The organism is Pseudomonas sp. CYM-20-01 (assembly GCF_023169845.1).
GTDB classification, from domain to species: domain Bacteria; phylum Pseudomonadota; class Gammaproteobacteria; order Pseudomonadales; family Pseudomonadaceae; genus Aquipseudomonas; species Aquipseudomonas azotoformans.
This window is the reverse complement of the sequence record NZ_AP025169.1, coordinates 3365374-3391378: the sequence shown is the minus strand read 5'-3', so window position 1 is coordinate 3391378 and position 26005 is coordinate 3365374. Positions and strand designations below refer to the sequence as shown.

Annotated in this window: 27 protein-coding genes; 19 read left to right on the top strand and 8 right to left on the bottom strand. The window is 60.6% G+C overall.

Translation table 11 applies throughout. The annotated features are described in order from the left end of the window. Positions 1-14 precede the first annotated feature (14 nt). Positions 15-1181: an MFS transporter gene (locus M2497_RS15120; protein WP_248481318.1), complete on the bottom strand. Its 1167-nt coding sequence runs from the start codon at positions 1179-1181 to the stop codon at positions 15-17. A 94-nt stretch (positions 1182-1275) separates the two neighbouring features. On the opposite strand from M2497_RS15120, the gene M2497_RS15115 reads away from it, so the two are divergent. Next, positions 1276-2169, top strand: a complete 894-nt coding sequence (locus M2497_RS15115; protein WP_076955256.1) for a LysR family transcriptional regulator — start codon at positions 1276-1278, stop codon at positions 2167-2169. Here the strand turns inward: M2497_RS15115 and M2497_RS15110 are convergent. Further along, positions 2164-2937 carry an NAD(P)-binding domain-containing protein gene (locus M2497_RS15110; RefSeq protein WP_248481317.1) on the bottom strand — a complete coding sequence of 258 codons (774 nt, stop codon included), beginning with the start codon at positions 2935-2937 and terminating at the stop codon, positions 2164-2166. The two genes, M2497_RS15115 and M2497_RS15110, sit on opposite strands and share 6 nt — an antisense overlap. A 116-nt stretch (positions 2938-3053) precedes the next feature. Between M2497_RS15110 and M2497_RS15105 the strand changes: the two genes are divergently transcribed. From M2497_RS15105 to M2497_RS15075, 7 genes are all read left to right on the top strand, one after another. After that, on the top strand, positions 3054-3410 hold the full coding sequence (locus M2497_RS15105) for a VOC family protein (RefSeq protein WP_248481316.1): 357 nt from the start codon (positions 3054-3056) through the stop codon (positions 3408-3410). Positions 3411-3487: 77 nt separating this feature from the next. After that, a complete protein-coding gene (locus M2497_RS15100; RefSeq protein WP_248481315.1) occupies positions 3488-4126 on the top strand; it encodes a hypothetical protein in 639 nt (212 codons plus the stop codon). 83 nt (positions 4127-4209) lie between these two features. Next, positions 4210-4758 (top strand): adenylate kinase, encoded by a 549-nt coding sequence (locus tag M2497_RS15095; protein WP_248481314.1) that lies wholly within the window; start codon positions 4210-4212, stop codon positions 4756-4758. Between the two features lie 66 nt (positions 4759-4824). Then, positions 4825-5445 carry a LysE family translocator gene (locus M2497_RS15090; protein ID WP_248481313.1) on the top strand — a complete coding sequence of 207 codons (621 nt, stop codon included), beginning with the start codon at positions 4825-4827 and terminating at the stop codon, positions 5443-5445. A 30-nt stretch (positions 5446-5475) separates the two neighbouring features. Continuing rightward, entirely contained in the window at positions 5476-6195 is a 720-nt protein-coding gene (locus tag M2497_RS15085) for an SDR family oxidoreductase (protein ID WP_248481311.1), read from the top strand. A gap of 17 nt (positions 6196-6212) precedes the next feature. Next, on the top strand, positions 6213-6605 hold the full coding sequence (locus tag M2497_RS15080) for an ester cyclase (RefSeq protein WP_248481309.1): 393 nt from the start codon (positions 6213-6215) through the stop codon (positions 6603-6605). Positions 6606-6639: 34 nt separating this feature from the next. Beyond that, positions 6640-7122, top strand: coding sequence for a VOC family protein (locus tag M2497_RS15075; RefSeq protein WP_248481307.1), 483 nt, complete (start codon positions 6640-6642; stop codon positions 7120-7122). On the opposite strand, the gene M2497_RS15070 is transcribed toward M2497_RS15075, so the two are convergent. Further along, complete coding sequence (locus tag M2497_RS15070; protein WP_248481305.1) at positions 7119-8015, bottom strand: SGNH/GDSL hydrolase family protein; 897 nt, start codon at positions 8013-8015, stop codon at positions 7119-7121. The genes M2497_RS15075 and M2497_RS15070 overlap by 4 nt on opposite strands. Before the next feature lie 197 nt (positions 8016-8212). Here M2497_RS15070 and M2497_RS15065 point away from each other — a divergent pair, with 197 nt between their 5' ends. The 4 genes from M2497_RS15065 (at position 8213) to M2497_RS15050 (ending at position 13417) form a co-directional block, all read left to right on the top strand. After that, positions 8213-9604, top strand: coding sequence for a hypothetical protein (locus M2497_RS15065; RefSeq protein ID WP_248481303.1), 1392 nt, complete (start codon positions 8213-8215; stop codon positions 9602-9604). A gap of 293 nt (positions 9605-9897) precedes the next feature. Further along, positions 9898-10761 (top strand): 4-hydroxy-tetrahydrodipicolinate synthase, encoded by an 864-nt coding sequence (gene dapA / locus M2497_RS15060; RefSeq protein WP_248481300.1) that lies wholly within the window; start codon positions 9898-9900, stop codon positions 10759-10761. A 116-nt stretch (positions 10762-10877) separates the two neighbouring features. Then, complete coding sequence (locus M2497_RS15055) at positions 10878-12254, top strand: cystathionine beta-synthase (RefSeq protein ID WP_248481298.1); 1377 nt, start codon at positions 10878-10880, stop codon at positions 12252-12254. Beyond that, positions 12251-13417 (top strand): cystathionine gamma-synthase, encoded by a 1167-nt coding sequence (locus M2497_RS15050; RefSeq protein WP_248481296.1) that lies wholly within the window; start codon positions 12251-12253, stop codon positions 13415-13417. Before M2497_RS15055 ends, M2497_RS15050 begins: the two co-directional genes overlap by 4 nt. Positions 13418-13639: 222 nt before the next feature. Here the strand turns inward: M2497_RS15050 and M2497_RS15045 are convergent, their stop codons facing one another. Further along, positions 13640-15838 (bottom strand): OsmC domain/YcaO domain-containing protein, encoded by a 2199-nt coding sequence (locus M2497_RS15045; RefSeq protein WP_248481294.1) that lies wholly within the window; start codon positions 15836-15838, stop codon positions 13640-13642. Between the two features lie 162 nt (positions 15839-16000). Between M2497_RS15045 and M2497_RS15040 the strand changes: the two genes are divergently transcribed. Further along, positions 16001-17566, top strand: coding sequence for a PAS domain-containing methyl-accepting chemotaxis protein (locus M2497_RS15040; RefSeq protein ID WP_248481293.1), 1566 nt, complete (start codon positions 16001-16003; stop codon positions 17564-17566). Positions 17567-17833: 267 nt separating this feature from the next. After that, on the top strand, positions 17834-18454 hold the full coding sequence (locus tag M2497_RS15035; protein WP_248481292.1) for a LysE family translocator: 621 nt from the start codon (positions 17834-17836) through the stop codon (positions 18452-18454). Here M2497_RS15035 and M2497_RS15030 read toward each other — a convergent pair. Next, the gene (locus M2497_RS15030) at positions 18441-19103 is read right to left on the bottom strand and encodes a class I SAM-dependent methyltransferase (RefSeq protein WP_248481291.1); all 663 of its coding nucleotides are present in this window, start codon (positions 19101-19103) and stop codon (positions 18441-18443) included. The two genes, M2497_RS15035 and M2497_RS15030, sit on opposite strands and share 14 nt — an antisense overlap. 111 nt (positions 19104-19214) lie before the next feature. On the opposite strand from M2497_RS15030, the gene M2497_RS15025 reads away from it, so the two are divergent. The 4 genes from M2497_RS15025 (at position 19215) to M2497_RS15010 (ending at position 21556) form a co-directional block, all read left to right on the top strand. Beyond that, the gene (locus M2497_RS15025; RefSeq protein ID WP_248481290.1) at positions 19215-19847 is read left to right on the top strand and encodes a TetR family transcriptional regulator; all 633 of its coding nucleotides are present in this window, start codon (positions 19215-19217) and stop codon (positions 19845-19847) included. 185 nt (positions 19848-20032) lie between these two features. Further along, a complete protein-coding gene (locus M2497_RS15020; RefSeq protein ID WP_248481289.1) occupies positions 20033-20455 on the top strand; it encodes a hypothetical protein in 423 nt (140 codons plus the stop codon). 16 nt (positions 20456-20471) lie between these two features. Further along, positions 20472-20990, top strand: coding sequence for a hypothetical protein (locus tag M2497_RS15015; RefSeq protein WP_248481288.1), 519 nt, complete (start codon positions 20472-20474; stop codon positions 20988-20990). Positions 20991-21109: 119 nt separating this feature from the next. Next, complete coding sequence (locus tag M2497_RS15010; RefSeq protein WP_248481286.1) at positions 21110-21556, top strand: hypothetical protein; 447 nt, start codon at positions 21110-21112, stop codon at positions 21554-21556. Positions 21557-21695: 139 nt separating this feature from the next. On the opposite strand, the gene M2497_RS15005 is transcribed toward M2497_RS15010, so the two are convergent. Then, the gene (locus M2497_RS15005; protein ID WP_248481284.1) at positions 21696-23195 is read right to left on the bottom strand and encodes a PLP-dependent aminotransferase family protein; all 1500 of its coding nucleotides are present in this window, start codon (positions 23193-23195) and stop codon (positions 21696-21698) included. Between the two features lie 103 nt (positions 23196-23298). Here M2497_RS15005 and M2497_RS15000 point away from each other — a divergent pair, with 103 nt between their 5' ends. Next, complete coding sequence (locus M2497_RS15000) at positions 23299-24549, top strand: benzoate/H(+) symporter BenE family transporter (protein ID WP_248481282.1); 1251 nt, start codon at positions 23299-23301, stop codon at positions 24547-24549. 167 nt (positions 24550-24716) lie between these two features. On the opposite strand, the gene M2497_RS14995 is transcribed toward M2497_RS15000, so the two are convergent. Together M2497_RS14995 and M2497_RS14990 are read right to left on the bottom strand one after the other, a co-directional pair. After that, entirely contained in the window at positions 24717-25298 is a 582-nt protein-coding gene (locus M2497_RS14995) for a hypothetical protein (protein WP_248481281.1), read from the bottom strand. Further along, entirely contained in the window at positions 25295-25843 is a 549-nt protein-coding gene (locus M2497_RS14990; protein ID WP_248481280.1) for a GNAT family N-acetyltransferase, read from the bottom strand. The genes M2497_RS14995 and M2497_RS14990 overlap by 4 nt, the downstream gene beginning before the upstream one ends. Positions 25844-26005 lie beyond the last annotated feature (162 nt).

Below are 26005 nucleotides of genomic sequence, written 5' to 3'. Positions count from 1 at the left end.
GTGGTGCGCATCGGCTAAATCGCCGCAGCCATGCGCGCTCTAGAACCCCAGGCAAACGTCACGACCATCAGCAACCCCAAGCCCGCCATCGCCGCGCCGGCCAGGGAAATCGCCGGGTAGCCCAACCCTGCGTTGATCACTGCACCCCCCACTGCTGCGCCAATCGCGTTGCCGAAGTTGAAGGCGCCGATGTTCACGGCCGAGGCCAGGTTCGGCGCATCTTTGGCCGCTTCCATCACACGCATCTGCAACGGCGGCACGACGGCGAAGCTGGCGATACCCCAGATGAGGATGCTCACCGCTGCCGGTATCGGCCAACGCATCAGGAATGCAAAGGCCAGCAGGACCAGAATCAGTGCGCTCAGCGAGACGATCAGGGTCCGGTCGATCGAGCGATCCGCCGCCTTGCCACCCCATATATTGCCCAGGGTCAACCCGACGCCGAACAGCACCAGCATGGCCGTGATAAAGGGGGTAGACGCATGGGTCTGGTTGCTCAGGATCGGCGCGATGTAGGTAAACACGGTGAACATAGCACCGGAACCCACCACGGTCAGGGCCAGTGCCGCCAGTACCGAACCACGCCCCAGCACCTTGATTTCGGCCAGCACACCGTCGCTTTTCGGCAGCGGCAGGTCAGGCAGCGCGAACCACAGCGCGACCATGGTCACCAGGCCCAGCCCGCCAATGCCCCAGAACGCTGTACGCCAGCCAAGCAGTTCACCCAACCAGGTCGCCAGTGGCACGCCACCAATGGTCGCCAGGGTCAGGCCCATAAACATCGCGGCGACGGCGCCGGCGCGCTTGTCCGGCGCAACCACACTGGCCGCAACGATGGAACCCACACCAAAAAACGCGCCGTGGTTGAGCGAAGTGATGACGCGGGCAATCAACAGGTCGTAATAGCCGGTTGCAAGCGCCGACATCACGTTACCCAGGGTGAAAATGGCCATAAGCCCGACCAGCAAGTGACGACGGGGAATCTTGCCAGTGGTCAGGATCATCAGTGGCGCACCGAGCAATACCCCCAGGGCGTAGGCGCTGACCAACAGCCCCGCAGTGGGAATCGAAACGCCAAGGTCATTGGCGATGGTGGGCAACATGCCCATGGGCGCGAACTCAGTGACGCCAATGCCAAAGGCACCGACAGCCAGGGCTACAAGGGGTGGATTGATACGCATGGAAGACTCCTCATTTATGCCGCAAATGCTACGATCAACGCTTTAACGGCACTAGACCGTTTAATTGGCAATCACCTTTGCGCGCGAGGCAAAAATGGATTTCAACGGCAGGTCGGGTGAGATGGCGGTATTCGCAATGGTGGCGCAGGAAGGCAGCCTGTCGGCCGCAGCGCGGGCATTACGCTTGACGCCCTCGGCCGTCAGCCGCGTCATCGCACGCACAGAACAACGCCTGGGCACCCGCCTGTTGATTCGCACGACCCGCGCCCTCGCCTTCACAGCCGAAGGCGAGGCGTACCTGCGCGGCGCCCGGCGCATCCTGGCCGACATGGCGGAAGTCGAAGAAGCCATCGCCGACCAGGGCGCGCCCAAAGGCCGGCTACGGGTCAGTGCGGCCCTGGGCCACGGCCGCATGGCCATCGTGCCGTTGGTGGCGGCGTTCAGCGCCCGCTACCCAAACATTGTGGTGGACCTGACCTTGGGCGACGAAGTGGTCGATATCCTCGGCGGCCAGGCTGACATCGCGATCCGCTTTGGCGACCTGCCAGACAGCCCGCTGACCGCGCGGCGCATCGGCGACACTGGCCAGGTCCTGGTGGCGTCGCCGGAGTACCTCGCGCAACACGGTACACCTCTGGAACCCAACGACTTGCTGCGCCACAACTGCCTGCGCTTCAACTTCCGCCGCGCCCAATCCGACTGGCCCTTCGCCCGTGACGGTAGGGAGTTCTCCCTGAAGATAAACGGCAATATCGAATGCAGCAGTGGCGAAGCCCTCGCTCAACTGGCGCGATTAGGCGCCGGTATTGCACGTATCGGCGAGTTCACGGTTGCACAAGACCTGCAACGCGGTGACCTGGTGCGCCTGCTGGAATCCTGGAACCCCGGCGACCGGGAGCCGATCCATGTGGTGTTTGTCGGCGGCGCGAGCATGCCGGCGCGGATCCGCGTGTTTGTGGACTTTTTGCTGGAGCATCACCGGCTATAAACGCGCAGGCTTGTGCAGCCGCTCAAGCACCTCGTCAGCCGCCTCGCGCCAAGCCTGCGTCGCGCCTGTGTTTCTCAACACCGCCAACCCAGCCGCCGTAAAGGTGCCCGGTGTCGCAATCGCGCGCCCCAATGCTTCCAGGCTCGCGGATGGCTGGTGGCGGGCGCTGGCCAGACAGTCTTGCAGGTTGCCCATCACCAGTTGGGCGGCCTGGTCCTTGGACAGGCCTTTGTCGGTAAACCACTGCTGAAGATCACTCAGGAAGAAATAGAACCAGCCGTTCATACAGGCCGCGACAGTGGCCAGTTCGAACGCCTCTTCCTCGTCTAATACAACCAATGAACCGAGAGCGCCCAGCAGCGTTGCATGGGGTTCGCCACCGGGCGTGACCACCACGGTCGTCTGGTTGATCTGCGCGGCGTAGGACAACATGGCGCGCACCACACGCGCTTGCGGGAAGCGGCGCTGCAACACGGCCAGCTTCAATCCTGCCACCAACGACACCAGCGATTGCTCAGGTCTGAGCTGCACTTCATTCGAAAGCTGATCGACCACCTCCGGGCGCACGCCCAGGACCAACAAGTCCGCCCCATCGACCACCTGTTGATTGTCAGCCATCACCTCACAGTCCCACTGTTCAGCGAGTTGCTGCGCACGTTGGTGGTTACGCGGAGACAGCAGCACCCGCCCGCCAAACCCGCTGCGCCGCAGGCCGATCACCACCTTCTCCGTCAGCTCACCGACGCCCAGGATTCCAATCTTCAGCACGCTGTCCGCTCCGATTAATTCTGTAGTCGAGTGCATCATAGGTACGATTGCTGTCTTCATGCAGGCAGGCGTTCACGCTACACTCGCCGCTCTTAACATCGGCCAGGAAGGCACGCATGAGCGCTCAAGGTAAAGATCGGCAAATCGACAATATCGAATTCAACGTCAGCGATATTGCCCGTAGCAAAGCCTTCTACGGCAGCGCGTTCGGCTGGACGTTTGTCGATTACGGCCCCACCTACACGGAGTTCAGCGATGGGCGCCTGACAGGCGGGTTCACCACGGGGGAGCCGGTTCGGCCGGGTGGGCCTCTGGTCATTTTGTACGCCGATGACCTCGATGCCACGCAGCAGCGGCTTAAAGCCCTGGGGGCTGTCATTACCCGCGAGACGTTTGCGTTTCCCGGTGGACGCAGATTCCACTTCACAGACCCGGATGGCTATGAACTGGCAGTTTGGAACGCCGGTCAATAGGCCTCGACCCGACGCCTAGGCGAAGGCATCAATCGCTCTCCCTCAAGCCCTACCCTCACAGGATATGAAGGTTACCCATGCGTTTTCTCTTTCCCCTGGCCCTCAGCCTGACGCTTATCGGCTGCGCCACCACTAAAACCGACGTTCGCAACGAAGCCCAAATCAGCCAATACGACCCGGCCAACTCAGCCCGAATCCGGTTTATTACGGGTGACACCACCAACGCGGGTTTCCTCAGCGGCCAGACGTGCGAGATGTTTTACAACAAGTCCCTGCTGACCCAAACACCCGAAGAAGCCGGGTGGCAAAAAGCCCATGTCGACTCGGCGGGGCTCTACCCGTTCAGGGCCACCGACAGCCAGAACAGCGTGATTGGTATGCCTGCCAGCAAGGCGAGCAAAGCCATCAACCAATCGCCCAAAGTGTTTGACGAGCATGTCATTCCAGCGGGTAAACCCTTTATTGCAGGGTTCGCCATGGGCGGTTCGCAAATGTCCTGCTTTCCCGCGCCTGTCACGCTTATTCCCGAGCCCGGCAAAGACTATGAAATGGAATTTCAGCTGGTCAAAATCAGCACGTTCAAGGCCGGTTGCGTGATTGCCGTTCGCCAACTCTCTGTTCAGGGCGACAACACGGTTGAAACACCGCTCAGGCCGCAGGTGTGTGCCAAAACCCCGTCGGGTTGGTACACCGTCACCCCGAAACCTATGCCCTGAAATGCCTGGGCAGGACGACAGAGTCGTCCTGCTTATCGGAAATATCCCTGACCTGGGACCCGGCTTGTGTTCATGGAGGAAAAATGCGGCTCTACATCACAGGTGCATCGTGCGCGGGCGTCACCACGCTGGGTCGCAACCTCGCCACACGGCTCGGTATACGCCACGTCGACGTCGATGACTTTTACTGGATGCCCACAAACCCTCCTTTCACAACCAAGCGACCTCCCAGCGACCGCGTTGCCCTGATGCAACAAGCACTCGGTAACGACGACTGGGTGCTGAGTGGTTCCTGCATGGTCTGGGGCGATGCGCTGATTGCTGATGCCGACCTGATTGTCTTTGTGGTCACACCCACACCCGTTCGCCTCGAACGCCTGGCTGCCCGCGAGAAGGCGCGTTTTGGCGAGCGGATCGCACCCGATGGTGATATGCATGCGATACACGTGGCCTTCCGGGAATGGGCTTCGCAATACGACGACCCGAATTTCTCAGGGCGCAACCGGGCGTGGCACGAATCATGGCTGTCACAGCAGACGGTACCGGTTTTACGTATTGATGGGATGCGAGGTGCTGAACAGATGGCCGCTGAAGTCGCAAACGCCGCGATAGCTCAAAACATGAACGGCTGAGGCTGTCCAACGACTTCCACTCCCCTTATCCTCACACCTCCCCGCCCCCGCGAACCCGGAGCCGCCATGGACCTCGCCACCCTCGCCCTTTTCCTCCCCGCCTGCTTCGCCCTGAATATGGCGCCGGGCCCGAACAACCTGCTGTCCGTGAGCAACTCCACCCGCTACGGCTACCGCACGTCATGCCTGGCGGGCATTGGCCGCCTGCTGGCCTTCGCCGGCATGATCGCCCTCGCCTCCGCAGGGTTGGCAGTGGTGCTGCAAACGTCGGAGTTGTTGTTCTACGGGATCAAGATTCTGGGGGCAGCGTATCTGTTTTATCTGGCGTTTCAGTTGTGGCGGGCTAATCCGGAAGCGGAGGCTGAGTCCGCGACGGCCAAGGTGGGATTGTGGGCGTTGGCGCGGCAGGAGTTTTTGGTGGCAGCGGGTAATCCGAAGGCAATCTTGATCTTCACCGCCTTCCTCCCGCAGTTCGTAGTGCCCGGTGAACCGATCACCCCACAGTTTGCCCTGCTCGGCGCGATGTTCCTGGTGTTGGAGTGGATTGCCATCAGCGCCTACGCCTATATGGGCCTGCATATGCGCCGCTGGTTTGCCGAACCAAGGGGCAAGCGGATTTTCAATCGGTGCTGCGCAGGGTTGTTGTCGGCGGCGGCGTCGGTGTTGTTGATGGCGCGCAGGGCTTGAATAACGGTTTGACTGTCAAGGAGACACATAATGAAAACCCTGGTGGTAGGTGCAAGCAAAGGATTGGGCAAAGCCCTGATCGAAGGGCTCGGTGAGCCTGGGGATACGCTGATCGGCGTGTCCCGCAGCCGCCCAAAACAGCTGGATCACAAGGACGGCGTCGAGGTGCAGTGGATCGAGGCCAATCTCGCCAAACCTACCCAGGCCGCGCACGTCATCGCCGAGGCGATTGCCGATAACGGCCTGGACACGTTGATCTACAACCTGGGCATCTGGGAAGAATTCGCCTTCGACCCGGCCTACAACTTCCTGGCCGACGACGATGACCAGATCGAAGCCATCGTCACCTGCAACATCACCTCCACCCTGCTGCTGATCAAGCGCCTGTTGCCGGTGCTGCTCAAGAGCCCCCACCCCAGGATCATTCTTACCGGCTCCACCTCCGGCCTGCCGCAAAGTGGTCGGCCGGAAGTCGCCTTCGGCGCCTCCAAGTTCGCCTTGCGCGGGATCGCCGATGCCCTGCGTGAAGGTTATCGCCGGCAGCGCCTGGCGGTAACCTGCCTGAACCTGGGTTATCTCAACACCGAAGATCCCTTGAGCACCCCACGTGCACAGGCCGAGCAAAGGGATGAAGGCCATTCGATTCCCGTGCACGATGTGGTGCAGGTGGTACGCATGGCGCTGAGCCTGTCTTCGGCCAGCTTCGTCAAGGAAATCACCTTGCCGGCGATACTGGACGAGCGCTTTTAACACCGGGAGAGCACGGCATGACCCGCGATGAACTCGCCACCTTCTACCAAGGCTATATCGACTGCCTCAACCGCCAGGACTGGGACCACCTGGGTCATTTCGTGCACCCGAACGTGACCTACAACGGCGAAGTCGTCGGCCTCACCGGCTACCGAGCCATGCTGGAGCGGGATTTTCGCGAGATACCGGACCTGGTGTTCCGCATCCAGCTGCTGGTGGCCGATCCGCCGACCGTGGCCAGTCGCCTGAACTTCAAGGTCACGCCCAGGGGCGAGTTCTTCGGGTTGCCGATCAATGGGCGCCAGGTGAGGTTCGACGAAAATGTGATCTATGAGCTGGTCGACGGCACATTCGCCCACGTCTGGTCGGTAATCGACAAAGCGGCCATCGCGCAACAACTGGGCGACTAGACTCCACAGACCCATTCTCACGTGGAGACCGATCATGACCCACAAAAACACCCTTTGCCTCTGGTACAACGGCACAGCCCTTGAGGCTGCGACCTTCTATGCCCAGACCTTTCCGGACAGCCGGGTGAATGCCGTGCACCTGGCGCCCGGCGATTACCCGTCGGGCAAACAGGGCGACGTATTGACCGTGGACTTTACCGTCTTGGGCATCCCCTGTATCGGCCTCAACGGCGGGCCGATCTTCCCACATACCGAGGCGTTTTCGTTTCAGGTGGCCACTGATGACCAGGCCGAGACGGATCGTTACTGGAACGCCATCGTCGGTAACGGTGGCCAGGAAAGCGACTGCGGCTGGTGCAAGGACAAGTGGGGGGTATCGTGGCAGATCAGCCCACGCGTGCTGACGGACGCGGTGACCCACCCCGACCCTGCGACGGCCAAGCGCGCGTTTGACGCGATGATGACCATGAGAAAGATCGACATCGCCGCGATTGAGGCGGCGATAGCGGCGGACTAAGGCAGAGCATCCAGCATGGCGTTGGCCGCCAGGGCATGGACCTTGCGGGTGGGGTGCCATTCGTCCCAGTAATAATGCGCGTCGGGGTTGGCACACACCGGTTTAGCCTCCGGGTAAGTAGCCTGGCATGGCGTGTCGAGGTCGGTGAAACCATGGGCCGCCGGATTGGCGCGCAATGCGTCGCTGAAAGCCAGGTGGTCGAAGTAGCTGACCTTTGCCGTGCCGATCTGCGCCAGCACGGCCGGGAGTTTCTGCGCGAGCAACTGCTGGTATTTTTTCGCGTTGGCGACTTGGTTGCCCTGGACCACCGCAGGCACATGGCTGAGGTCTGTGGTGCCCACCACCATCACATGCCGGGCACCCGCTGCCACCAGTTGCTCAGTGGCTTTGCGAATATTCGTCAGGCTCGATTCGCTCAGTGCCTCAAGGGTTTCCGTGTGGGAGAAGTCGGCCCACTCGAAAAAGTCATTGGCCGAGATGAAGATGAAGTACAGCGCCTTGGGGTCGGCGTTGTGGGACTTGGCAGCCTGCAAGTGCTCGGCGATCTGCCCTAGGACACCGGTGTCCTGGGAGGGCATCATCCAGGTGTAGTAATTGCCGTGGCCACTTTTGGCGCCCCCCACCGCGTAGTCGGTCAGCGGTGTGCGCAGGGCCTGAGCCAGGCCTTCGACGGCGGTCGAGCCGTTGCTCCAGCGCCCCCTCCAGTACAGCGGCCCAGGCAACACCTGGGCCTCCTTGATCTTCTGTGCAGCGAGCCGTGTGGTAAGCGCTTCGCCCGCGCCGTTGTCGGAGTAGCTGTCACCAAAGGCATACACGTGATCATAGGTCGAGGCGCCGAAGGCGGTTGAAGCGGACAGGGTCAGCAGAGCAGCCAAACACGCACGTCGGATCATCGCGTTTCTCCCGGAATGTCTGCACAGACTACCGGTTGGCGGGAGCCATGCTGGAACCATTGCGACCCGTACATATCCAGCGGCGGCTGTACAGCGGCCATCCTGCTGGTTAGGCTTGGCACCTGCAACATCCAGTTAAAGTTCCAGCGTCACCCGCCGTCACCCTTAAATCCCCGAATGGACTCAACGAGGCTCTCGTGCGTTTTATCACTCCCGTTTTACTGATCGGTGGCATCGCCACCCTGGCCGGTTGCGCCACCCAGAAAACCCAAGTCGAAAACATGCTGGCCGGCGCCCTCGCCCAGCCGCTGGTGGAAAACAGCATCGTGCGCGAAGGCGACGTGCTCAGCTTCGAACTGTTGATGCCTGGCGATCCAGGCGCTCTGCGCCGCACGTTGCAAGTCGAGGCCGCCTGTTCTTCGCCGCAACTGCACTTGCTGTATCTGGACGGTTCGCAACGGGTCTACCCCGCCAGTGCCGGTCGCTACAGTTCGCCCCGCAGCTTGTCGCCACAGCTGCGTGCAACCCTGGCCGCGAACCAGACCTTCGTCCGCGCCTGTGCCGAAACACCCAAGCCGGACTGGCGCCTGGTACAGACCAACGAGCGCGACAACCAGGTGCTGATCGACGCCAACAGTATCAAGACCGTCAACGGCGAAACGCGCTTCTGGGCCGCCTTCGATAACCCGACGGTGCTCAACGACCTGCCCTACAACGCCCCGTATGCGCAAAAACGCGAGCACTTTGCGGTGTCGTGCACAGGCGGCACCTACAAGCAGTTGGCCGGCTACGACATGGACGCCAACAACCGCGTCAGCGATGGCCGGGTCGACAGCTTCCCCACGCCGCAGAACATCGCCGGCAGCAATGCCGACTACGAATTGCTGTTCAACAAAATCTGCGTCAGCCCGGAAAAAATCGCCGCACTGCCCGCGTTCAAACCGCGCATGAAAGCGCCGGCCACCATTGCCTTGACCTCGGTGCAGCCGGCGGTGCTGGCGGCCATCGCCCAGTTGAACCTGGACAAGCCCACCCGCTCGTTCAAGTACGTACAGTTCGTTGGAACCAGCAACTACCGTGGCAAGACCAGCGATAACCAAAGCACGCAGTTCATCAGCCAGGATGCGCCGAGCGGGCAACTGGCCCTGGCCACCCGTGGCGACGGCTATGAGAGCCAGGCCGTGAGCTGGCGCAACCTGTTCCACCTGGTGTCGAAAGCCACCTACGGCGGCTCGGGCATGGCGGAAAGCTCGACCCTGACCCAACTGAGCTTCACCGGTAACTGGAAGGCGCTGCCCGTGGGCGAGACCGTCACCTACACCACCGCACGCTCCAGCCTCAACAGCCTGATCGGCAGCAGTACCAACACGCAGACCAACCGTTGCCAGGTCGAGCGTGAACTGCCGGCCAGCGAACTCAACGCGAAACTGGCGGGCAGCGCCAAGGCGTTGTCCTGCCGCACCGACGACGACAAGTACAAGCGCGTCAGCCACCTGTACTTCCTGACCGACTACGCCTACTTCTTTGAATCGAGCACCGACAAGAACGAGTTTTTCTACTCCGACTCGCGTATCGATAAATTCGAATAAGCCCCGTTGACACACTCTGCAATATTCCATGAAGATGGAGGCCTTGTTCAGGGTGTGTCAGCTTATGTCCGCAATGCCTTCCGCTAACCGTTCCGTCATTGGCTTGATTGCCAAGGCGCAAGGTTGCGTTGCGCACGCCCTCAAATCGAAGAAACAGTCGCTCATGTGACCGGGGCGCGCTGTCCCGTCAGATGAGCTGACAGGACATTGAGCGCGACGGTCTACTCTCCCTTGCACAATTGCCCCTGCCCTTCTGACGGTGACTCAAGCGGTCAATCATCAGGAGAAAGTGCATGTCATCGTTTCAAGGTATCTGGGTTCCCGTGGTCACGCCGTTCCATGACGGCGCCATCGACTTTATCGGCCTGCGCCGGCTGGTCAACCACCTGCTGGAAAAGCATGTGGCCGGGATCATGGTGTGCACCACCACCGGCGAAGCCGCGTCGCTGAGCCGCGCCGAACAACTGGCGGTGCTGGATGCAGTGTTGCAGCTGGTGCCGGCGCACCGCGTGGTGATGGGCCTGGCGGGCAACAACCAGGTCGAACTGCTGAGCTTCCAGCGTGACATCCTGCAACGCCCGATGGCCGGTCTGCTGGTGCCGGCGCCGAGTTACATCCGCCCATCCCAGGCCGGCCTGGAAGCGTTCTTCCGCACCGTGGCGGATGCCTCCAGCGTGCCGATCATTCTGTACGACATTCCCTACCGCACCGGCGCCACATTCGAGCAGGCCACCTTGCTCAACATCGTTGCCCACGAACGCATCGTGGCGATCAAGGACTGTGGCGGCAACCTGGGCAATACCCTCGCGCTGCTGGCCAGCGGTGAAGTGGATGTGCTGTGTGGCGAAGACCTGCAGATCTTCAACGCACTGTGCCTGGGCGCGACCGGCGCGATTGCGGCCTCGGCGCATGTCCATACGGAACAGTTCGTAGCGCTGTGCCAGCAGGTACGCGACAACCAATTGGCCGACGCGCGGGCGACCTTCATGCAGTTGGTGCCGCTGATCAACACACTGTTCATGGAGCCCAACCCGGCACCGGTCAAAGCCGCCCTGGCCCTGCAAGGCCTGATCGGCAGCGAGTTGCGCGCACCCATGCAGGCGGCCAGTGCGGCGGTTGTCGCACGCTTGAAGCAGGTGCAGAACCTGCCCGGCTAATGCGCCAAAAACGGACAGCCAGCGGACCGTCCGGTTGCGACCGGACCGATCCCGGCCTATCGTCGAACCCACGCTTTGCCATTTGCTGTCCAACCCATCCGTATTCAGGTGACGACATGCCCACGCTGCCCCGCCCCGCCGTGCTCGAACTGATCGGCAACACGCCGCTGGTTCGGGTCAGCCGGTTCGATACCGGCCCTTGCACGCTGTTTCTCAAACTCGAATCCCAGAACCCCGGTGGCTCCATCAAGGACCGCATCGGCCTGGCCATGATCGACGCCGCCGAACGCGACGGGCGCCTGCGCCCCGGTGGCACGATCATCGAAGCCACCGCCGGCAACACCGGCCTGGGCCTGGCGCTGGTCGGCCGCGCCAAGGGCTACCGGGTGGTGTTGGTGGTGCCCGACAAGATGTCCACGGAAAAAGTACTGCACCTCAAGGCCATGGGCGCCGAGGTGCATATCACCCGTTCCGATGTGGGCAAAGGCCACCCCGAGTATTACCAGGACGTGGCCGCACGCCTGGCCAAGGACATTCCGGATGCGTTTTTCGCCGACCAGTTCAACAACCCGGCCAACCCCCTGGCCCACGAAACCAGCACCGCGCCGGAGATCTGGGCGCAAACCCAGCACGATGTAGATGCGATCGTGGTGGGCGTCGGCTCGGCCGGTACCCTCACCGGCCTGACGCGCTTCTTCAAGCGCGTGCAACCGGAGCTGCAAATGGTGCTTGCCGATCCGATGGGTTCGGTGATGGCCGAGTACAGCCGCAGCGGCAAGCTGGAAACGCCAGGCTCTTGGGCCGTAGAAGGCATCGGCGAAGATTTCATCCCGTCGATTGCCGACCTGTCCAGCGTGCGCCACGCCTATTCCATCAGCGATGAAGAAAGCTTCGATCACGCCCGTCAGTTGCTCAAGGCCGAGGGCATTCTCGGCGGCTCCTCCACCGGCACCCTGCTCGCCGCTGCCCTGCGTTACTGCCGCGAACAGACCACGCCCAAGCGCGTTGTCACCTTTGTCTGCGACACCGGCACGCGCTACCTGTCGAAGGTCTACAACGACCAATGGATGAACGACGCCGGCCTGTTGCACTACAAACACTACGGTGACCTGCGCGACCTGATTGCGCGACGCTTCGAAGACGGCCGCGTGATCAGCGTGAGCCCCGACGACACCCTGCTCACCGCGTTCCAGCGCATGCGCCTGGCCGACGTCTCACAGTTGCCAGTGCTGGTGGACGGCCAGCAGCTGGTCGGTGTAATCGATGAATCCGACATCCTGCTCGGCCTGCACCAGGACGCCAGCCACTTCACCCTGAACGTCGCCAGCGCCATGACCACCACCCTGCAAACCCTGGCCCCCAGCGCCAGCCTCGCGCAATTGCAAGCGGAGCTGGATCGCGGCCTGGTCGCCATCATTGCCGACGCGTCGGGCTTCCATGGCCTGATCACCCGCGTCGACCTGCTCAACCACCTCCGGAGATCCCTTGCATGAGTCAGTCTGATAAAAGTGCGTTTGCCACCCGCGTGATCCATGCCGGGCAATCTCCCGACCCGACCACCGGCGCGCTGATGCCGCCAATCTACGCCAACTCCACCTACCTGCAAGACAGCCCCGGCGTGCACAAAGGCTTCGACTACGGCCGCTCCCACAACCCCACGCGGTTTGCCCTTGAGCGCTGCGTGGCCGACCTCGAAGGCGGCAGTCAGGCGTTTGCCTTTGCCTCCGGGCTGGCGGCGATTTCGACGGTGTTGGAGTTGCTGGATGCCGGCGCCCATATCGTCTCCGGCAATGACCTGTACGGCGGCACCTTCCGCCTGTTCGACAAGGTGCGCCAACGCAGCGCCGGGCACCGCTTCAGCTTTGTCGACCTGAGCGACCTGTCGGCGTTTGAAGCAAGTTTGCAGGACGACACGCGCATGGTCTGGGTCGAAACCCCGAGCAACCCGCTGCTGAGCCTCACCGACCTCAGCGCCATTGCACGCATCTGCCGCGCTCGCGGGATCATCTGCGTGGCCGACAACACCTTCGCCAGCCCGTGGATCCAGCGCCCGCTGGAGCTGGGCTTTGATGTGGTGGTGCACTCCACCACCAAATACCTCAACGGCCACTCCGACGTGATCGGCGGCATTGCCATCGTCGGCGACAACCCCGAACTGGCTAAACGCCTGGGCTTTTTGCAGAACTCGGTCGGCGCCATCGCCGGGCCTTTCGACGCCTTCCTCACCCTGCGCGGCGTAAAAACCCTGGCCCTGCGCATGGAGCGCCATTGCAGCAACGCCCTCGACCTGGCCACCTGGCTGGAACAACAGCCGCAAGTGGCGCGGGTTTACTACCCAGGTCTCATCTCACACCCGCAGCATGAACTGGCGCGCAAACAGATGCGGGGGTTTGGCGGGATGATCTCGATTGACCTCAACAGCGACCTGGCCGGCGCCAGGCGCTTCCTGGAAAACGTCAAGATCTTCGCCCTGGCCGAAAGCCTCGGCGGCGTGGAAAGCCTGATCGAACACCCGGCGATCATGACCCACGCCAGCATCCCGGCGGCGACGCGGGCGCAGTTGGGGATTGGTGATGGGTTGGTGCGGTTGTCGGTGGGGGTTGAGGATGTGGAGGATCTGCGTGCCGATTTGGCTCAAGCCCTGGCACATATCTGAATAGGTTGGCTCGGTCTATGTGATGGGCGGGCTCGCTGTGGCGAACTGGCTTGTTGTGGCGAGCGGGCTTGCCCCGCGTTGGGTGGCGAAGCCGCCCCAATAAAAACGCAGCATTCTTTCAGGCAGAATGCTGCGCCTGGTTTTAGGGCTGCTTCGCAGCCCAACGCGGGGCAAGCCCGCTCGCCACAACAGGCCCGCTCACCACAGCAAGCCAGATAGGCGTCAAGCCGAGGTGACCTTGGCCCGCGCCGCATGCAGCTTCTTGTAGCTGTCGATCAAGCGCAGATGCCGGTCCAACCCTTCCAGCTTCATGCTGGTCGGCGTCAGGCCATAAAAGCGCACATCGCCCTTCACCGAGCCAATCACCGCATCCATCCGCTCATCGCCAAACATGCGACGGAAGTTGGCTTCGTAGTCGGCCAGTTCCAGGTCATCGTCCAGTTCCATCTCCAGCACCGCATTCATCGCCTGGTAGAACAGGCCGCGCTCGACGGTGTTGTCGTTGTATTGCAGGAACATCTCCACGCACTCCTTGGCCTCTTCATATTGCTGCAAGGCCAGGAAGATCAGCAGTTTCAGTTCCAGGATGGTCAATTGGCCCCAGGCGGTGTTGTCGTCGAACTCGATGCCGATCAGGGTGGTGATATCGGTGTAGTCGTCCAGTTCGCTTTCGATCAGGCGCTCGACCAACGCTTGCAATTCTTCCTCGTTGAGGCGATGCAGGTTGAGGATGTCCTCGCGGAAAAACAGCGCCTTGTTGGTGTTGTCCCAGATCAGGTCATCCACCGGGTAGATTTCCGAGTAGTCCGGCACGAGGATGCGGCAGGCAGTGGCGCCGAGGTGTTCGTACACAGCCATGTACGACTCTTTGCCCATGCCTTCGAGAATGCCGAACAGGGTCGCGGCTTCCTGGGCATTCGAGTCTGCACCTTCGCCGGTGAAGTCCCACTCGACGAATTCGTAATCCGACTGGGCACTGAAGAAGCGCCATGACACCACGCCACTGGAGTCGATGAAGTGCTCCACGAAGTTGTTCGGCTCGGTCACCGCCTGGCCTTCGAAGGTCGGCTGCGGCAGATCGTTCAGGCCTTCAAAGCTGCGGCCTTGCAGCAGTTCGGTGAGGCTGCGCTCCAGTGCCACTTCCAGGCTTGGGTGCGCACCGAAGGAGGCAAACACGCCGCCGGTGCGCGGGTTCATCAGGGTCACGCACATCACCGGGAATTCGCCGCCCAGGGAGGCGTCTTTGACCAACACCGGGAACCCCTGGGCTTCAAGGCCCTGGATGCCGGCGAGGATGCCGGGGTACTTTGCCAGCACCTGCGCCGGTACGTCCGGCAAGGCGAACTCGCCTTCGATGATTTCACGCTTCACGGCACGCTCGAAGATCTCTGACAGGCACTGCACCTGGGCTTCGGCCAGGGTGTTGCCGGCGCTCATGCCGTTGCTGAGGTAGAGGTTTTCGATCAGGTTGGACGGGAAGTACACCACTTCGCCGTCCGACTGGCGTACGAACGGCAGCGAAACGATGCCGCGCGCTTCATTGCCGGAGTTGGTGTCGAACAGGTGCGAACCACGCAGCTCGCCGTCGCGGTTGTAGACCTTGAGGCAGTAGGCATCGAGGATTTCGCTCGGCAGTTCGTCATCAGGGCCTGGCTGGAACCAGCGCTCATCCGGGTAATGCACGAACGGCGCACTGGCCAGTTCCTCGCCCCAGAACTGATCGTTGTAGAAGAAGTTGCAATTGAGGCGCTCAATGAACTCACCGAGTGCCGACGCCAGGGCGCCCTCTTTGGTCGCGCCCTTGCCGTTGGTAAAGCACATCGGCGAATGCGCATCGCGGATATGCAACGACCAGACGTTGGGCACGATATTGCGCCACGACGCGATCTCGATCTTCATGCCCAAGCCGGCGAGGATGCCGGACATGTTGGCGATGGTCTGTTCCAGCGGCAGGTCCTTGCCGGCGATATAGGTGCCGCCCTCGGACGTCGAGTTCGGCATCAGCAAGGCCTGGGCGTCGGCGTCGAGGTTCTCGACTTCTTCGATGACGAATTCAGGCCCGGCCTGCACCACTTTCTTCACGGTGCAACGGTCGATGGAACGCAAAATGCCCTGGCGGTCCTTCTCGGAAATATCCGCGGGTAACTCGACCTGGATCTTGAAGATCTGGTTGTAGCGGTTCTCCGGGTCGACGATGTTGTTCTGCGACAGGCGAATATGGTCGGTGGGGATATTGCGCGTCTGGCAATACAGCTTCACGAAGTACGCCGCGCACAGCGCCGACGACGCCAGGAAGTAATCGAATGGCCCCGGTGCCGAGCCATCGCCTTTGTAGCGAATGGGCTGGTCGGCAATCACCGTGAAGTCATCGAACTTGGCTTCAAGCCGGAGGTTGTCGAGAAAGTTGACCTTGATTTCCATGGGGGCACACCAGAATAACGGCTAAACAAAAATGGCCGCCATTATGAGGGGTTTCACTGGGAAGTTTCAGGCTTTTGACCAGTGGCTGGCGAATTGACCCATATGGATTAACCTTTTCGCAGTTGGCGCCGATGGACTGAGGGCAACCAGGGAGTAGTCGGAATGCGCAATAACCAGCCCGTAACACAGCGTGAGATTTCCCTCGCGCCTTCGCAAAAACTCATTTCTGCCACGGACGTCCACGGTGTCATCACTTACTGCAACGACGCGTTTGTCGACATCAGCGGCTTTGAACGCGCCGACCTGATCGGCGCGCCGCAGAACATCGTGCGCCACCCGGATGTACCGCCCGCCGTGTTTGCGCACATGTGGAGTGCGCTCAAGCAGGGCCTACCGTGGATGGGCATCGTCAAGAACCGCTCGAAAAACGGCGACCACTATTGGGTCAATGCCTACGTCACACCGATCTTCGATGGCAGCCAGGTGGTCGGTTTCGAGTCGGTGCGGGTCAAGCCCACGGCCGATGAAATCCGCCGGGCCCAGGCCCTCTATCAACGTATCAGCCAAGGTAAGCCGGGCGTACCGCGCCAGGACGCCTGGCTACCGGCCGCGATCAATTGCGTGCCCTACGTGGCCACCGCAGTGGCCGGCAGCCTCGCCGGTCTGTTCCTCGACGCGCCGCTGGCAATTGCCGTGGCCGTCGCCGTCGCGGTGCCAGTGGGCGTGCTCTGCTCACGCTGGCGCCAAGGCAGCACCTTGCGCCTGTTGCAGGGCGTTGAGCCCTCGACGTCGGACGCCTTGATCGCGCAGATGTACAGCGACGCCAGCGGCCCGCAGGCACGTTTGGAGACCGCGTTCCAAAGCCAGGCCGCGCGCCTGAAAACCTGCCTCACCCGCCTGCAGGACAGTGCCGAACAACTGAGCGCCCTGGCCGGGCAGTCCGATCAGTTGGCCACCGCCAGCTCCAAGGGCCTGGACCGCCAGCGCGTCGAAACCGAACAGGTCTCGGCCGCCGTCAACCAGATGGCCGCCACCACCCAGGAAGTCGCCAGCCACGTCCAGCGCACGGCGGATGCCACCCAGCAAGCCAATGTGCTGACCGGGCGCGGCCGTGAAGTCGCACGGGACACCCGTGAGGCCATCGAGCGCTTGTCCAGCGTGGTCAGCGAAACCGGCGCGACGGTGGCGCAACTGGCGCGGGACAGCGACGAAATCGGCAGCGTGGTGGACGTGATCAAGGCGATTGCCGACCAGACCAACCTGCTGGCCCTCAACGCCGCCATCGAAGCGGCACGTGCCGGAGAGCAAGGCCGCGGCTTTGCCGTGGTCGCCGATGAAGTGCGCCAACTGGCACAGCGCACGTCGCAGTCCACCACCCAGATCCACGCGCTGATTACCCAGTTGCAGGCGTCGTCCAACAACGCCGTGCAAAGCATGGAAAACGGCCAACGCCAGGCCCAGGAAGGCGTGGCGTGGGTACTCGAAGCCGACCAGGCCCTGGTGGGCATCAGCGAGGCGGTGTCGCATATCACCGACATGACCACCCAGATCGCCGCCGCCACCGAGGAACAGAGCGCGGTGGCCGAAGAGATCAGCCGCAACATCACCACCATCGCCGAACTGGCCGACCAGACGTCGATCCAGGCCCATCAATCCACGGACCTCAGCAAGGAACTGACGAACACTGCGTCCACCCAATATGCGTTGGTTGAGCGGTTCAACCGCTGAGCCGCTGCTGAATGCCTGGCTAGCCGGTTTGTTGTGGCTAGCCGGTGTCCTGTGGCTATCCGGTGACCTGTGGCGAGCGGGCTTGCCCCGCGTTGGGCTGCGTAGCAGCCCCTAAACCAGACACTGAGGAATACCTGACACATCGCAGCTCTCATTGATGGGGCTGCTGCGCAGCCCAACGCGGGGCAAGCCCGCTCGCCACAACAATCTCCTTCACCACAACATAGTATGCTGAGGCTCACCTCCACCCATTCACGAAGCCCACCCATGTCCATCACGGATAACCTCCTCGCCTTCACCTTCGCCGCCACCCTGCTGACCCTCACACCCGGCCTCGACACAGCACTGGTGCTCAGGACCGCCACGGTCGAAGGCAAGCGCCAGGCGCTGCAAGCCACGCTGGGCATCAACGCCGGCTGCCTGCTGTGGGGCGCTGTGGTTGCCTTCGGTCTGGGCGCACTGATCGCGGTGTCGGAAGTCGCCTTCAACCTGCTCAAGTACTGCGGCGCCGCGTACCTGGCCTGGCTGGGTTTGAACATGTTGCTGCGCCCACGCCGCTCATTGGCCAGCGCCGAGGTGCAGGTCAAGCCGGCCGGCAACTGGTTTATCAAAGGCATGCTGGGCAACGTGCTCAACCCCAAGGTGGGGATTTTCTACGTGTCGTTCCTGCCGCAGTTCATCCCCCAGGGCCAGCCGTTGGTGCTCTGGACATTTGGCCTGGTCAGCATCCATGTGCTGCTCGGCCTGGTGTGGGCATTGGTGTTGATCGGTGCCACGCAGCCGCTGTCCGGGTTTCTGCGCCAGGAAAAGGTGATCCAGTGGATGGACCGCACCACTGGAATGATCTTCATAGTGTTTGCAGCGCGGTTGGCATTCAGCAGGCGCTGATCCGTATGGACAGTTCAATGTCATCGGCAAACGGCACCGACACGTAGCCGTTCTCCGGTGCACGTACGTAGGCCAGGTATTCAGGGCAGTAATCGGTGTTGTCCGCCACCACCAGCGCGCCGGGACGCAGGTGCTTTTCTACCAGGCCCAGCACATCGCCATACAGCGTCTTGGCGCCGTCCAGCAGCAACAAATCCACGCTGTCCGGCAAGTCGCTGGCCAGGGTGACCAGTGCATCGCCTTCGCGGATCTGGATCAGGTCACTCACCCCGCCTTCGATGAAGTGCTCACGCGCCAGGGCAATCTTCGAGGCTTCGAATTCGCTGCCGATCAGCACACCGCCGCCGTTGTCACGCAGCGCAGCGGCCAGGTGCAAGGTGGACAGGCCGAACGACGTGCCAAACTCCACAATCGCCCGCGCCTTGCTGCTGCGCGCCAGCATGTAGAGCAGCTTGCCAGTGTCCCGCGAGACCGGCAGCCACAGGTCCTTGAGCAGCGAATACAGCGCCACGTATTCGGTCTTGCTGTGCATCAGCCGATCGCGTTCCTCCTTGGATACCGAGTTCACCAAGGGGCTGGTAGCGGCGCTGGCTTGGGTATACAGACGTTCGATCAGGGACGCCAAAGGCGCAGTGGTCAGGCTCGACATAATTGATTTCCGTAGAGTGGGGACTAAGATGCGACTAATTCGTCGCATTAAAAGTATGCGAGTGATTCCCATCCTTCGCTATTCGCATTCGCCCTGCTTCCGGAGCCCTGTATGACCAGCCGCCAGACCCCACGTATTTCCACGCGCAAACAGCCGCAACAGGCGCGCTCCACCGAGCTGGTGGCGGCGATTCTCGAAGCGGCTGTTCAGGTTTTGGCCAAGGAAGGCGCCACCCGTTTCACCACCGCACGGGTCGCGGAAAAGGCCGGCGTTAGCGTGGGGTCGGTGTACCAGTACTTCCCCAACAAGGCGGCGATTCTGTTCCGTTTGCAGAGTGATGAGTGGCGGCAAACCACCCGAATGCTGCGCAACATCCTGGAAGAACACGACGTCGCACCGCTGGATCGCCTGCGCAAATTGGTGCATGCCTTTATCCAGTCGGAATGCGAAGAAGCGCAGATGCGTGGGGCATTGAACGATGCGGCACCGCTCTATCGCGATGCGCCGGAAGCGCTGGAAGTCCGGGCGGCAAGCCGGGAGACGTTCGACGCATTCATGCTGGAGTTACTGCCGCAGGTCTCTGAGCAGACACGCGCGCTGGCCTGCGACTTGATTCGCACAACGCTCAGTTCGGTGGGCAAGGATTTTTCTTGCAGCCCGCGCACCGCGCAAGAAATCGCTGTGTATGCCGAGGGGATGGCTGATATGTTTCGGGCGTATGTGAATGCGCTTAACCATCCCTGAAGCGTACTGCCCCGGCAACTACCCGCTGCGCAATAGATGTCCAGACCTATAGCAGAACTACCGCACCTTCTGAGGCGTCAGCCAGCCACACAGTCAATAACAAATCATTGACTGAGCAATGACCATATGATATCAAGCCAGCTCATGGATATGACACTTATAACAATAATAGGGATGGAGCCTACATGCAGAAAATCATGAGAAAAACCTTACCTCTTTTATGCATGTTCACCGTTGCAGTTCAACTATCAGGATGTTCACAAAACGTTGTCATTCAAGGAGCGGAGACACTTGGCAATGATGCCAGCGCCTACTTGAAGTCGGATAATGGTTGGTCTTGGGGCGGGTTAGAGACAACCGTAATCGCCGTCTACCCAAAAACGGGAAAACCGCTGTTAGAACAAAACTTTTTCCTGGACTACAGCAAGATAAAAATCGCCCCTGGCCTCTATGCAGTTGCTTTAAGAGTCAATTATGGCAATGCCATAGCATTTCCTGTGGTTAGGGTCGAGGCCAAACCTGGCAAGACCTATCTCTTCACAGCCAAGCGCGTGATGGACGGAGTAGCCATCAAAGCTGAGTATAAAGAAACCAACACCATCGATTAAATCCAAGGACGGAAATATGAGGCAGAGTTTTGCATTTCTTTTTTTAATGCTGCTGGCCGGGATAACCGGGTGTGTGTCTCGGAATATTCCATTAATCGAAGACGACACTGAAACCTCAACTAAGGTTCGTTTCGTTTCACCGCGAGAGATGGGTTGGCTTAATCTATACCCCGAGACAGACTGCAACAACGGCGCCCTCGTGGTGGTCGACAATTCCGTTGATAACTTTATAGAGTCACTGCGCGGGCACTCGCCAAAAAGAATAGGAATGATCGACTCTCCAGACCCCAACTCTCAAGCAGCGGCAGAATACTCGTTCAAAGGCGGTCAGACTCTCAATATCGGCGTTACCCCCTTCCCTGGACGCTGCCTTGGCGGTCTAAGCTTTCCCACTGAACCCGGATCGCAATATGAAGTTGTCCTGGTGAGCAATACATCGAACGGGTGCAAATTCAAGGTCAGTAAACTCACCCTGCTCAATGGCTCTCCCCATCGGGAGCCCATCAACAAAATAGCTCCACTGATTTGCAAGTAACCCGTCAAGTGAACCGGTCCTTCTTCCGTAGACGCTTTCAAAGGACCGCTTCTGGCCGATTTCTGCCTGTTGCAGCGGGCAGCAATCTGGATCTGAATCAACGTACAAGGAGGCGTGAAGTGCGCGACAAGCAGATCTGGGAACTGACAGAAAGCGATCTGCACGCTGTTGGGGTATGGTGCTTTCCGATGGACGATTCCGTTGAAGATGAATGTACAGTCCGACCTTGTGTTGAGGAAGTAGGCTTGGCGATGATCGTGCGAGCTGAGTTTTGCGCTGCCGATGGCACGCTCTATCTTGGATACGTACACTGGAGTCTGGATGAACATATTGGCCACCGACAACCTACGCTGTTGCTCAATGACGGCACAGCGGTCTCGTTTTGGGGGGGCATTGTTAAACCCTCCTGGGATGAAGCCTCGGATGAGGCGAAACGGATTTCTTTCCCTATCACATTCAAGTCTGAACCATTGCTCGGGCTCACGCCGATGGTTGGCTGCCTAGAAGGGATGTATTACCTAGATAGCAATGACCAGATTTCTTGCCTTTCGATAGGTGAAAGGTGAGGACAATAGCTACTCTAATCTGACTTTCACCAGTGCCTGAATGCGGCAAATAAAACGACGCGTGTCGATCGGTTCTGGCCGTTTTCAGCCCATCACTCCAGATTGCGCAGAATCAAGCGACATTGGAAATGCCCCTTTTCTAGTGTGTTCTCAACGCATTCGCCAGCCGCACCATCGCCGTTTCGATCTCATGAGCAGTCAAGGACGCATACCCCAACAGCCAACCCTGTGTCTTCTTATCGCCAGCGTACAACCGGCTCAGCCCAGAAAGCTGCACATTCGCGCTCGCCGCCTGGCGAATGGTTTTTTCTTCCGACCAACCCTCGGCAAGCAGACAAGGGATCTGCAGCCCGCCTTGGGGGCGCAGCGCGGTGACTATCCCGTCCAGGTGCTTGCCAATCGCATCGAGTGTGGCGGTTCGGCGTGCAGCATAGAGTTTGCGCATGGCGCGGACATGGGCGTTGTAATGGCCATCTTCCATAAAGCGCGCCAGTGTCAGTTGCAAGACTTGCGGTGTGTGGCCATCCATGATGCTGCGCGCGTAAGTAAAGGTCTTGACCAACTCATGGGGCAGTATCATGTAGCCCATTCGCAGCCCCGGGTAGAGCGTCTTGCTGAAGGTGCCCAGGTAGATCGTGCGCCGGTGCTTGTCCAGGCCTTGCACGCAGGCGGTCGGATGCCCGTCGTAGTGAAACTCGCTGTCGTAGTCGTCTTCGATGATCCACCTGCCCTGCTCCGCCGCCCAGTTGATCAGCTCTAGTCGGCGCTCCAGCGGCAACGTCGCTCCCGTGGGGTATTGATGAGACGGTGTGACATACACGCAGTTGGCACCGCTACGATCCGCCCGCAGCAATTGCGTGCGGATGCCCAGTTCATCGACGTCAATGCCGACGACCTTGGCTTGCGCCGCTTCAAAGGCTTTCCTGGCACCGAAATAGCCCGGATTTTCCAGCAGGATCGATTGACCGGCGTCCACCAGTAACAACGCACACAGGAACAGCGCCTGGCGCGTACTGCTCAACACCAGGATCTGGTCCGGGGAGCACTGGGCCCCGCGCTCAAGGTTCAAGTAGGTGGCGATGGCCTTGCGCAGCGGCGCGGCGCCCTGGGGGTCGCCATGCAGTAACACGTTGGCGCGATGGTCCTTCATGACCTGGCGTTGCAGGCGCTCCCACACGTCGATGGGGAAGGTGCGGGTTTCCGGCAGGCCGGTGGCAAACGCAGTGACCGCCTGCTGGTCAGTGACGCCACCACTGTTGAAAATCATCCGCCCGCGCAGGCTCAATCCCGCCCTTGGCACCTCCTCCCGGTGGTTCATGTCTTGGGGTTTGCTACGCCTGCGTGCTGCGCCATGCAGTTGGGTGCCAAGCGCGTCGCACACGTAGCTGCCCGCCCCCTCACGCCGCACGATGAAGCCATCGCGATGCAATTGCACATAAGCGTTCTCCACCGTGTCGCGCGCAACGCCGAGTGACTTCGCCAAGGTCCGGGTAGAAGGTAACTTCAGACCGGGATCAAGGGCGCCATCGAGGATCAACGCCCGCAGCGCGCGCTGAATCCGATGGTTCAGATCCAACAGCTTGAGCTCGGCATCGTCGAGTCGCATTTTCAGCGTATCCAACTCGAAGGTTTTTGCCATGTGGTCTGGTTGACTCCGCAAAAGTGTAGGGGCGAAACATACCATTTCAAGCCTATAAATGGCGCCTCCACCAAGCACCTGACTTTGCAAGGAGCAAAGCAACATGGCCTCTTCCAACGCCCACTCGCCCATTCGACTACGCGACCTTTTCCACCCGATTGTCGCAGGGTTGGTTTCGGTCATCGTCAACTATGGCGGCACGTTCATTCTGATTTTCCAGGCCGCCAAGGTCGCCGGGCTGAGCCCTGAGCTGACGGCTTCGTGGGTGTGGTCGGTGTCCATCGGCGTGGGCATTACCGGGCTCACTCTCAGCTGGCTGACCCGTGAGCCGATCATTACCGCCTGGTCGACACCTGCGGCGGCGTTTCTGGTGGTCGCACTCGGGACCACCCCCTATGCCGAAGCGATTGGGGCGTACATCCTTTCCGCGGCCGCCTTCGTGCTGCTGGGTTTGTCAGGGCAGTTCGAAAAAGTCATCCGCCTGATTCCCCCTGGCGTGGCCGCAGGGTTGTTGGCCGGTATCCTGCTGAAATTCGGTATCGGCGCGTTCGGCGGCATGAGCGTCGACCCGGTATTGGTCGGGCTGCTGATTACCGCTTACGTGGTACTCAAGCGCTTTACCGCACGCTACGCGGTGGTGGGCATTCTGGTGCTGGGGATGGGTTTTTTGCTGACCCAGGGGCGCGTGGATTTTTCAGGGCTGGCGTTGCAGTTCGCGGTACCCGTCTTTACCCGGCCAGAGTTCTCGTTGAATGCGCTGCTCAGCGTCGCCTTGCCGTTGTTCCTGATCACCCTGACGGGCCAGTACATGCCAGGCATGCTGGTGCTTCGCAACGATGGCTTCAGCACCAGCGCCAATCCTGTGTTGACCGTGACCGGGCTGGGCTCATTGCTCATGGCGCCCTTCGGTTCCCACGCGTTTAACCTCGCGGCGATTACGGCCGCCATTTGCACCGGCAAGGAAGCTGCGCAAGATCCGTCCAAGCGCTGGATCGCCGGGGTTGCAGCGGGCGTGTGCTACCTCGTGATCGGGATTTTCGGGGTCACCCTTGCAGCGGTGTTCATGGTGCTCCCGGCAACGTTCATCACGACCCTGGCCGGCCTGGCCTTGCTGGGCGCGATCGGCGCCAGCATCGCCAGCGCCATGGCTGACAGTCAATCCCGCGAAGCGTCACTGATCACCTTCCTGGCCTGCGCCGCCAACATCACGGTGTTTGGCATCGGTGGGGCGTTCTGGGGATTGTTGATTGGCCTGGGGGGGTACGCCGTACTCAACGGACGCTGGTCGCTGCGTGAGTCGGTGGTCGGTTCTGCCGTCAAACCTGTTGTAAGGACTGAGGATGCCGCCAACTGATGCAGGTGCCTGGTGCAAAGTGATCGCCAGCTAGGTCGTCGGCTCCTCGGCACCAGACGGCGCCCGATAACAGCCTGGCGCCTGTCTGTGCAACGAAGGCCAGCCTTGCGTGTAGCGAGCCATACACTCACTACACGTCCAGAAGATAGCCCCTTCAGAGCATGGCTTTATTGATAAATAAATTGATACCCAACGATGTAAGAACCGATCTTGTTAGCGTGGGCCGTTACCCGCACCGCCGTCATGCCCCGCTGTATCTGATCATTCAAATCCGCTTTATTCGTGCACAGTTGAATCCAGCGCTCGGTAGTCACATCCTTGATCCACACGCCGGCCTCACAACGGCTCAGCTTTCCCAACACGGGCCCTGGGAAAGAGATTTCATAGGCTGACTCATAGTGAATGGTATCTCCCGGCAATAAATAAGCAGCGACATCATACCCTTGTATGGAGCAAGCAAAACCGACGCAAAACCAGCCGAAAAAAGCGTCCATGGCGCTTTTCAGTGTTCTCCCGCCCCCGCCACGCAAGACGCCCCTGCAAGCGAAAACCAGTCCAACGACACAACCGATAGCGATATAGGTCGTCCACTCAGGGATCGACGGCATCAAAACGGTCCGCAGGCCGATACGCGACGCCCAGAGCATATAAACGATCCACCCCCCAAGCAGCGCAAACGCGACCAACGTGATCGCGATCTTTCTTGATCTGTTTTCGAACGAAGGGTATTTCACTTCTTGACTACTCAATGACTGACCTCAGGGTGTACTCCGTATGATGCAGCAAAAACCAACCGATACCTGACTTCTTCCAGTGTTGCACCGCCCCTCACGAGGTTGCGCTCAGTGCCTGGCTCCGCGACACAGCCCGCCCGGCGATAAAACCGTATAGCTCGTTCATTAAGGCTCAACACCCAAAGCGTCAGACCCTGATAGCCCTGCTCGCTCAGATACTCAACGCCGGCCGTCCACAACGCCAGCCCCACGCCTGTTTGCCAGTACCCGGCCAACACATAGATGGCCATGACCTCACCGGTGTTGGCACCCGCAGCCTCCTCGTCACGGCTGGCACCGACCGATATCCAACCGACCACCTGTCCGTCCACCTCCGCGACCCAAACCTTGGGCTCGTCCGACTCAATCGAGTGCATCCAGAAGGATTCACGCTGCGCCAGGGTCGCTTGCAACCCGCTCAAATACTCGGCAGGCATCAGGTCACGGTAGGCGTCCTGCCAACTGCTGATATGCACTTGGGCAATGGCCCTTGCGTCGTCGGGTAATGCCTTGCGGATCATATCGGTATTCCTTGTTCAGACGATGTTCGTCAAGTAAACCCATGCCTCATGACCGTTTATATTCGCCGGGTGGCGAGGTGGCTATCCGGCTTCGAACAAATCGCTGTCTGGGCGCACACATTGGCTGATATGTTGCGAACCTCACAAGCAAAGGGAAGCGCT

What these genes read in the sequence shown, in the direction of transcription:
- M2497_RS15120 (WP_248481318.1), bottom strand. Translation starts at nt 1,181, where the DNA reads ATGCGTATCAATCCACCCCTTGTAGCCCTGGCTGTCGGTGCCTTTGGC.
- M2497_RS15115 (WP_076955256.1), top strand. Translation starts at nt 1,276, where the DNA reads ATGGATTTCAACGGCAGGTCGGGTGAGATGGCGGTATTCGCAATGGTG.
- M2497_RS15105 (WP_248481316.1), top strand. Translation starts at nt 3,054, where the DNA reads ATGAGCGCTCAAGGTAAAGATCGGCAAATCGACAATATCGAATTCAAC.
- M2497_RS15100 (WP_248481315.1), top strand. Translation starts at nt 3,488, where the DNA reads ATGCGTTTTCTCTTTCCCCTGGCCCTCAGCCTGACGCTTATCGGCTGC.
- M2497_RS15095 (WP_248481314.1), top strand. Translation starts at nt 4,210, where the DNA reads ATGCGGCTCTACATCACAGGTGCATCGTGCGCGGGCGTCACCACGCTG.
- M2497_RS15090 (WP_248481313.1), top strand. Translation starts at nt 4,825, where the DNA reads ATGGACCTCGCCACCCTCGCCCTTTTCCTCCCCGCCTGCTTCGCCCTG.
- M2497_RS15085 (WP_248481311.1), top strand. Translation starts at nt 5,476, where the DNA reads ATGAAAACCCTGGTGGTAGGTGCAAGCAAAGGATTGGGCAAAGCCCTG.
- M2497_RS15080 (WP_248481309.1), top strand. Translation starts at nt 6,213, where the DNA reads ATGACCCGCGATGAACTCGCCACCTTCTACCAAGGCTATATCGACTGC.
- M2497_RS15075 (WP_248481307.1), top strand. Translation starts at nt 6,640, where the DNA reads ATGACCCACAAAAACACCCTTTGCCTCTGGTACAACGGCACAGCCCTT.
- M2497_RS15070 (WP_248481305.1), bottom strand. Translation starts at nt 8,015, where the DNA reads ATGATCCGACGTGCGTGTTTGGCTGCTCTGCTGACCCTGTCCGCTTCA.
- dapA (WP_248481300.1), top strand. Translation starts at nt 9,898, where the DNA reads ATGTCATCGTTTCAAGGTATCTGGGTTCCCGTGGTCACGCCGTTCCAT.
- M2497_RS15055 (WP_248481298.1), top strand. Translation starts at nt 10,878, where the DNA reads ATGCCCACGCTGCCCCGCCCCGCCGTGCTCGAACTGATCGGCAACACG.
- M2497_RS15050 (WP_248481296.1), top strand. Translation starts at nt 12,251, where the DNA reads ATGAGTCAGTCTGATAAAAGTGCGTTTGCCACCCGCGTGATCCATGCC.
- M2497_RS15045 (WP_248481294.1), bottom strand. Translation starts at nt 15,838, where the DNA reads ATGGAAATCAAGGTCAACTTTCTCGACAACCTCCGGCTTGAAGCCAAG.
- M2497_RS15040 (WP_248481293.1), top strand. Translation starts at nt 16,001, where the DNA reads ATGCGCAATAACCAGCCCGTAACACAGCGTGAGATTTCCCTCGCGCCT.
- M2497_RS15035 (WP_248481292.1), top strand. Translation starts at nt 17,834, where the DNA reads ATGTCCATCACGGATAACCTCCTCGCCTTCACCTTCGCCGCCACCCTG.
- M2497_RS15030 (WP_248481291.1), bottom strand. Translation starts at nt 19,103, where the DNA reads ATGTCGAGCCTGACCACTGCGCCTTTGGCGTCCCTGATCGAACGTCTG.
- M2497_RS15025 (WP_248481290.1), top strand. Translation starts at nt 19,215, where the DNA reads ATGACCAGCCGCCAGACCCCACGTATTTCCACGCGCAAACAGCCGCAA.
- M2497_RS15020 (WP_248481289.1), top strand. Translation starts at nt 20,033, where the DNA reads ATGCAGAAAATCATGAGAAAAACCTTACCTCTTTTATGCATGTTCACC.
- M2497_RS15015 (WP_248481288.1), top strand. Translation starts at nt 20,472, where the DNA reads ATGAGGCAGAGTTTTGCATTTCTTTTTTTAATGCTGCTGGCCGGGATA.
- M2497_RS15005 (WP_248481284.1), bottom strand. Translation starts at nt 23,195, where the DNA reads ATGGCAAAAACCTTCGAGTTGGATACGCTGAAAATGCGACTCGACGAT.
- M2497_RS15000 (WP_248481282.1), top strand. Translation starts at nt 23,299, where the DNA reads ATGGCCTCTTCCAACGCCCACTCGCCCATTCGACTACGCGACCTTTTC.
- M2497_RS14990 (WP_248481280.1), bottom strand. Translation starts at nt 25,843, where the DNA reads ATGATCCGCAAGGCATTACCCGACGACGCAAGGGCCATTGCCCAAGTG.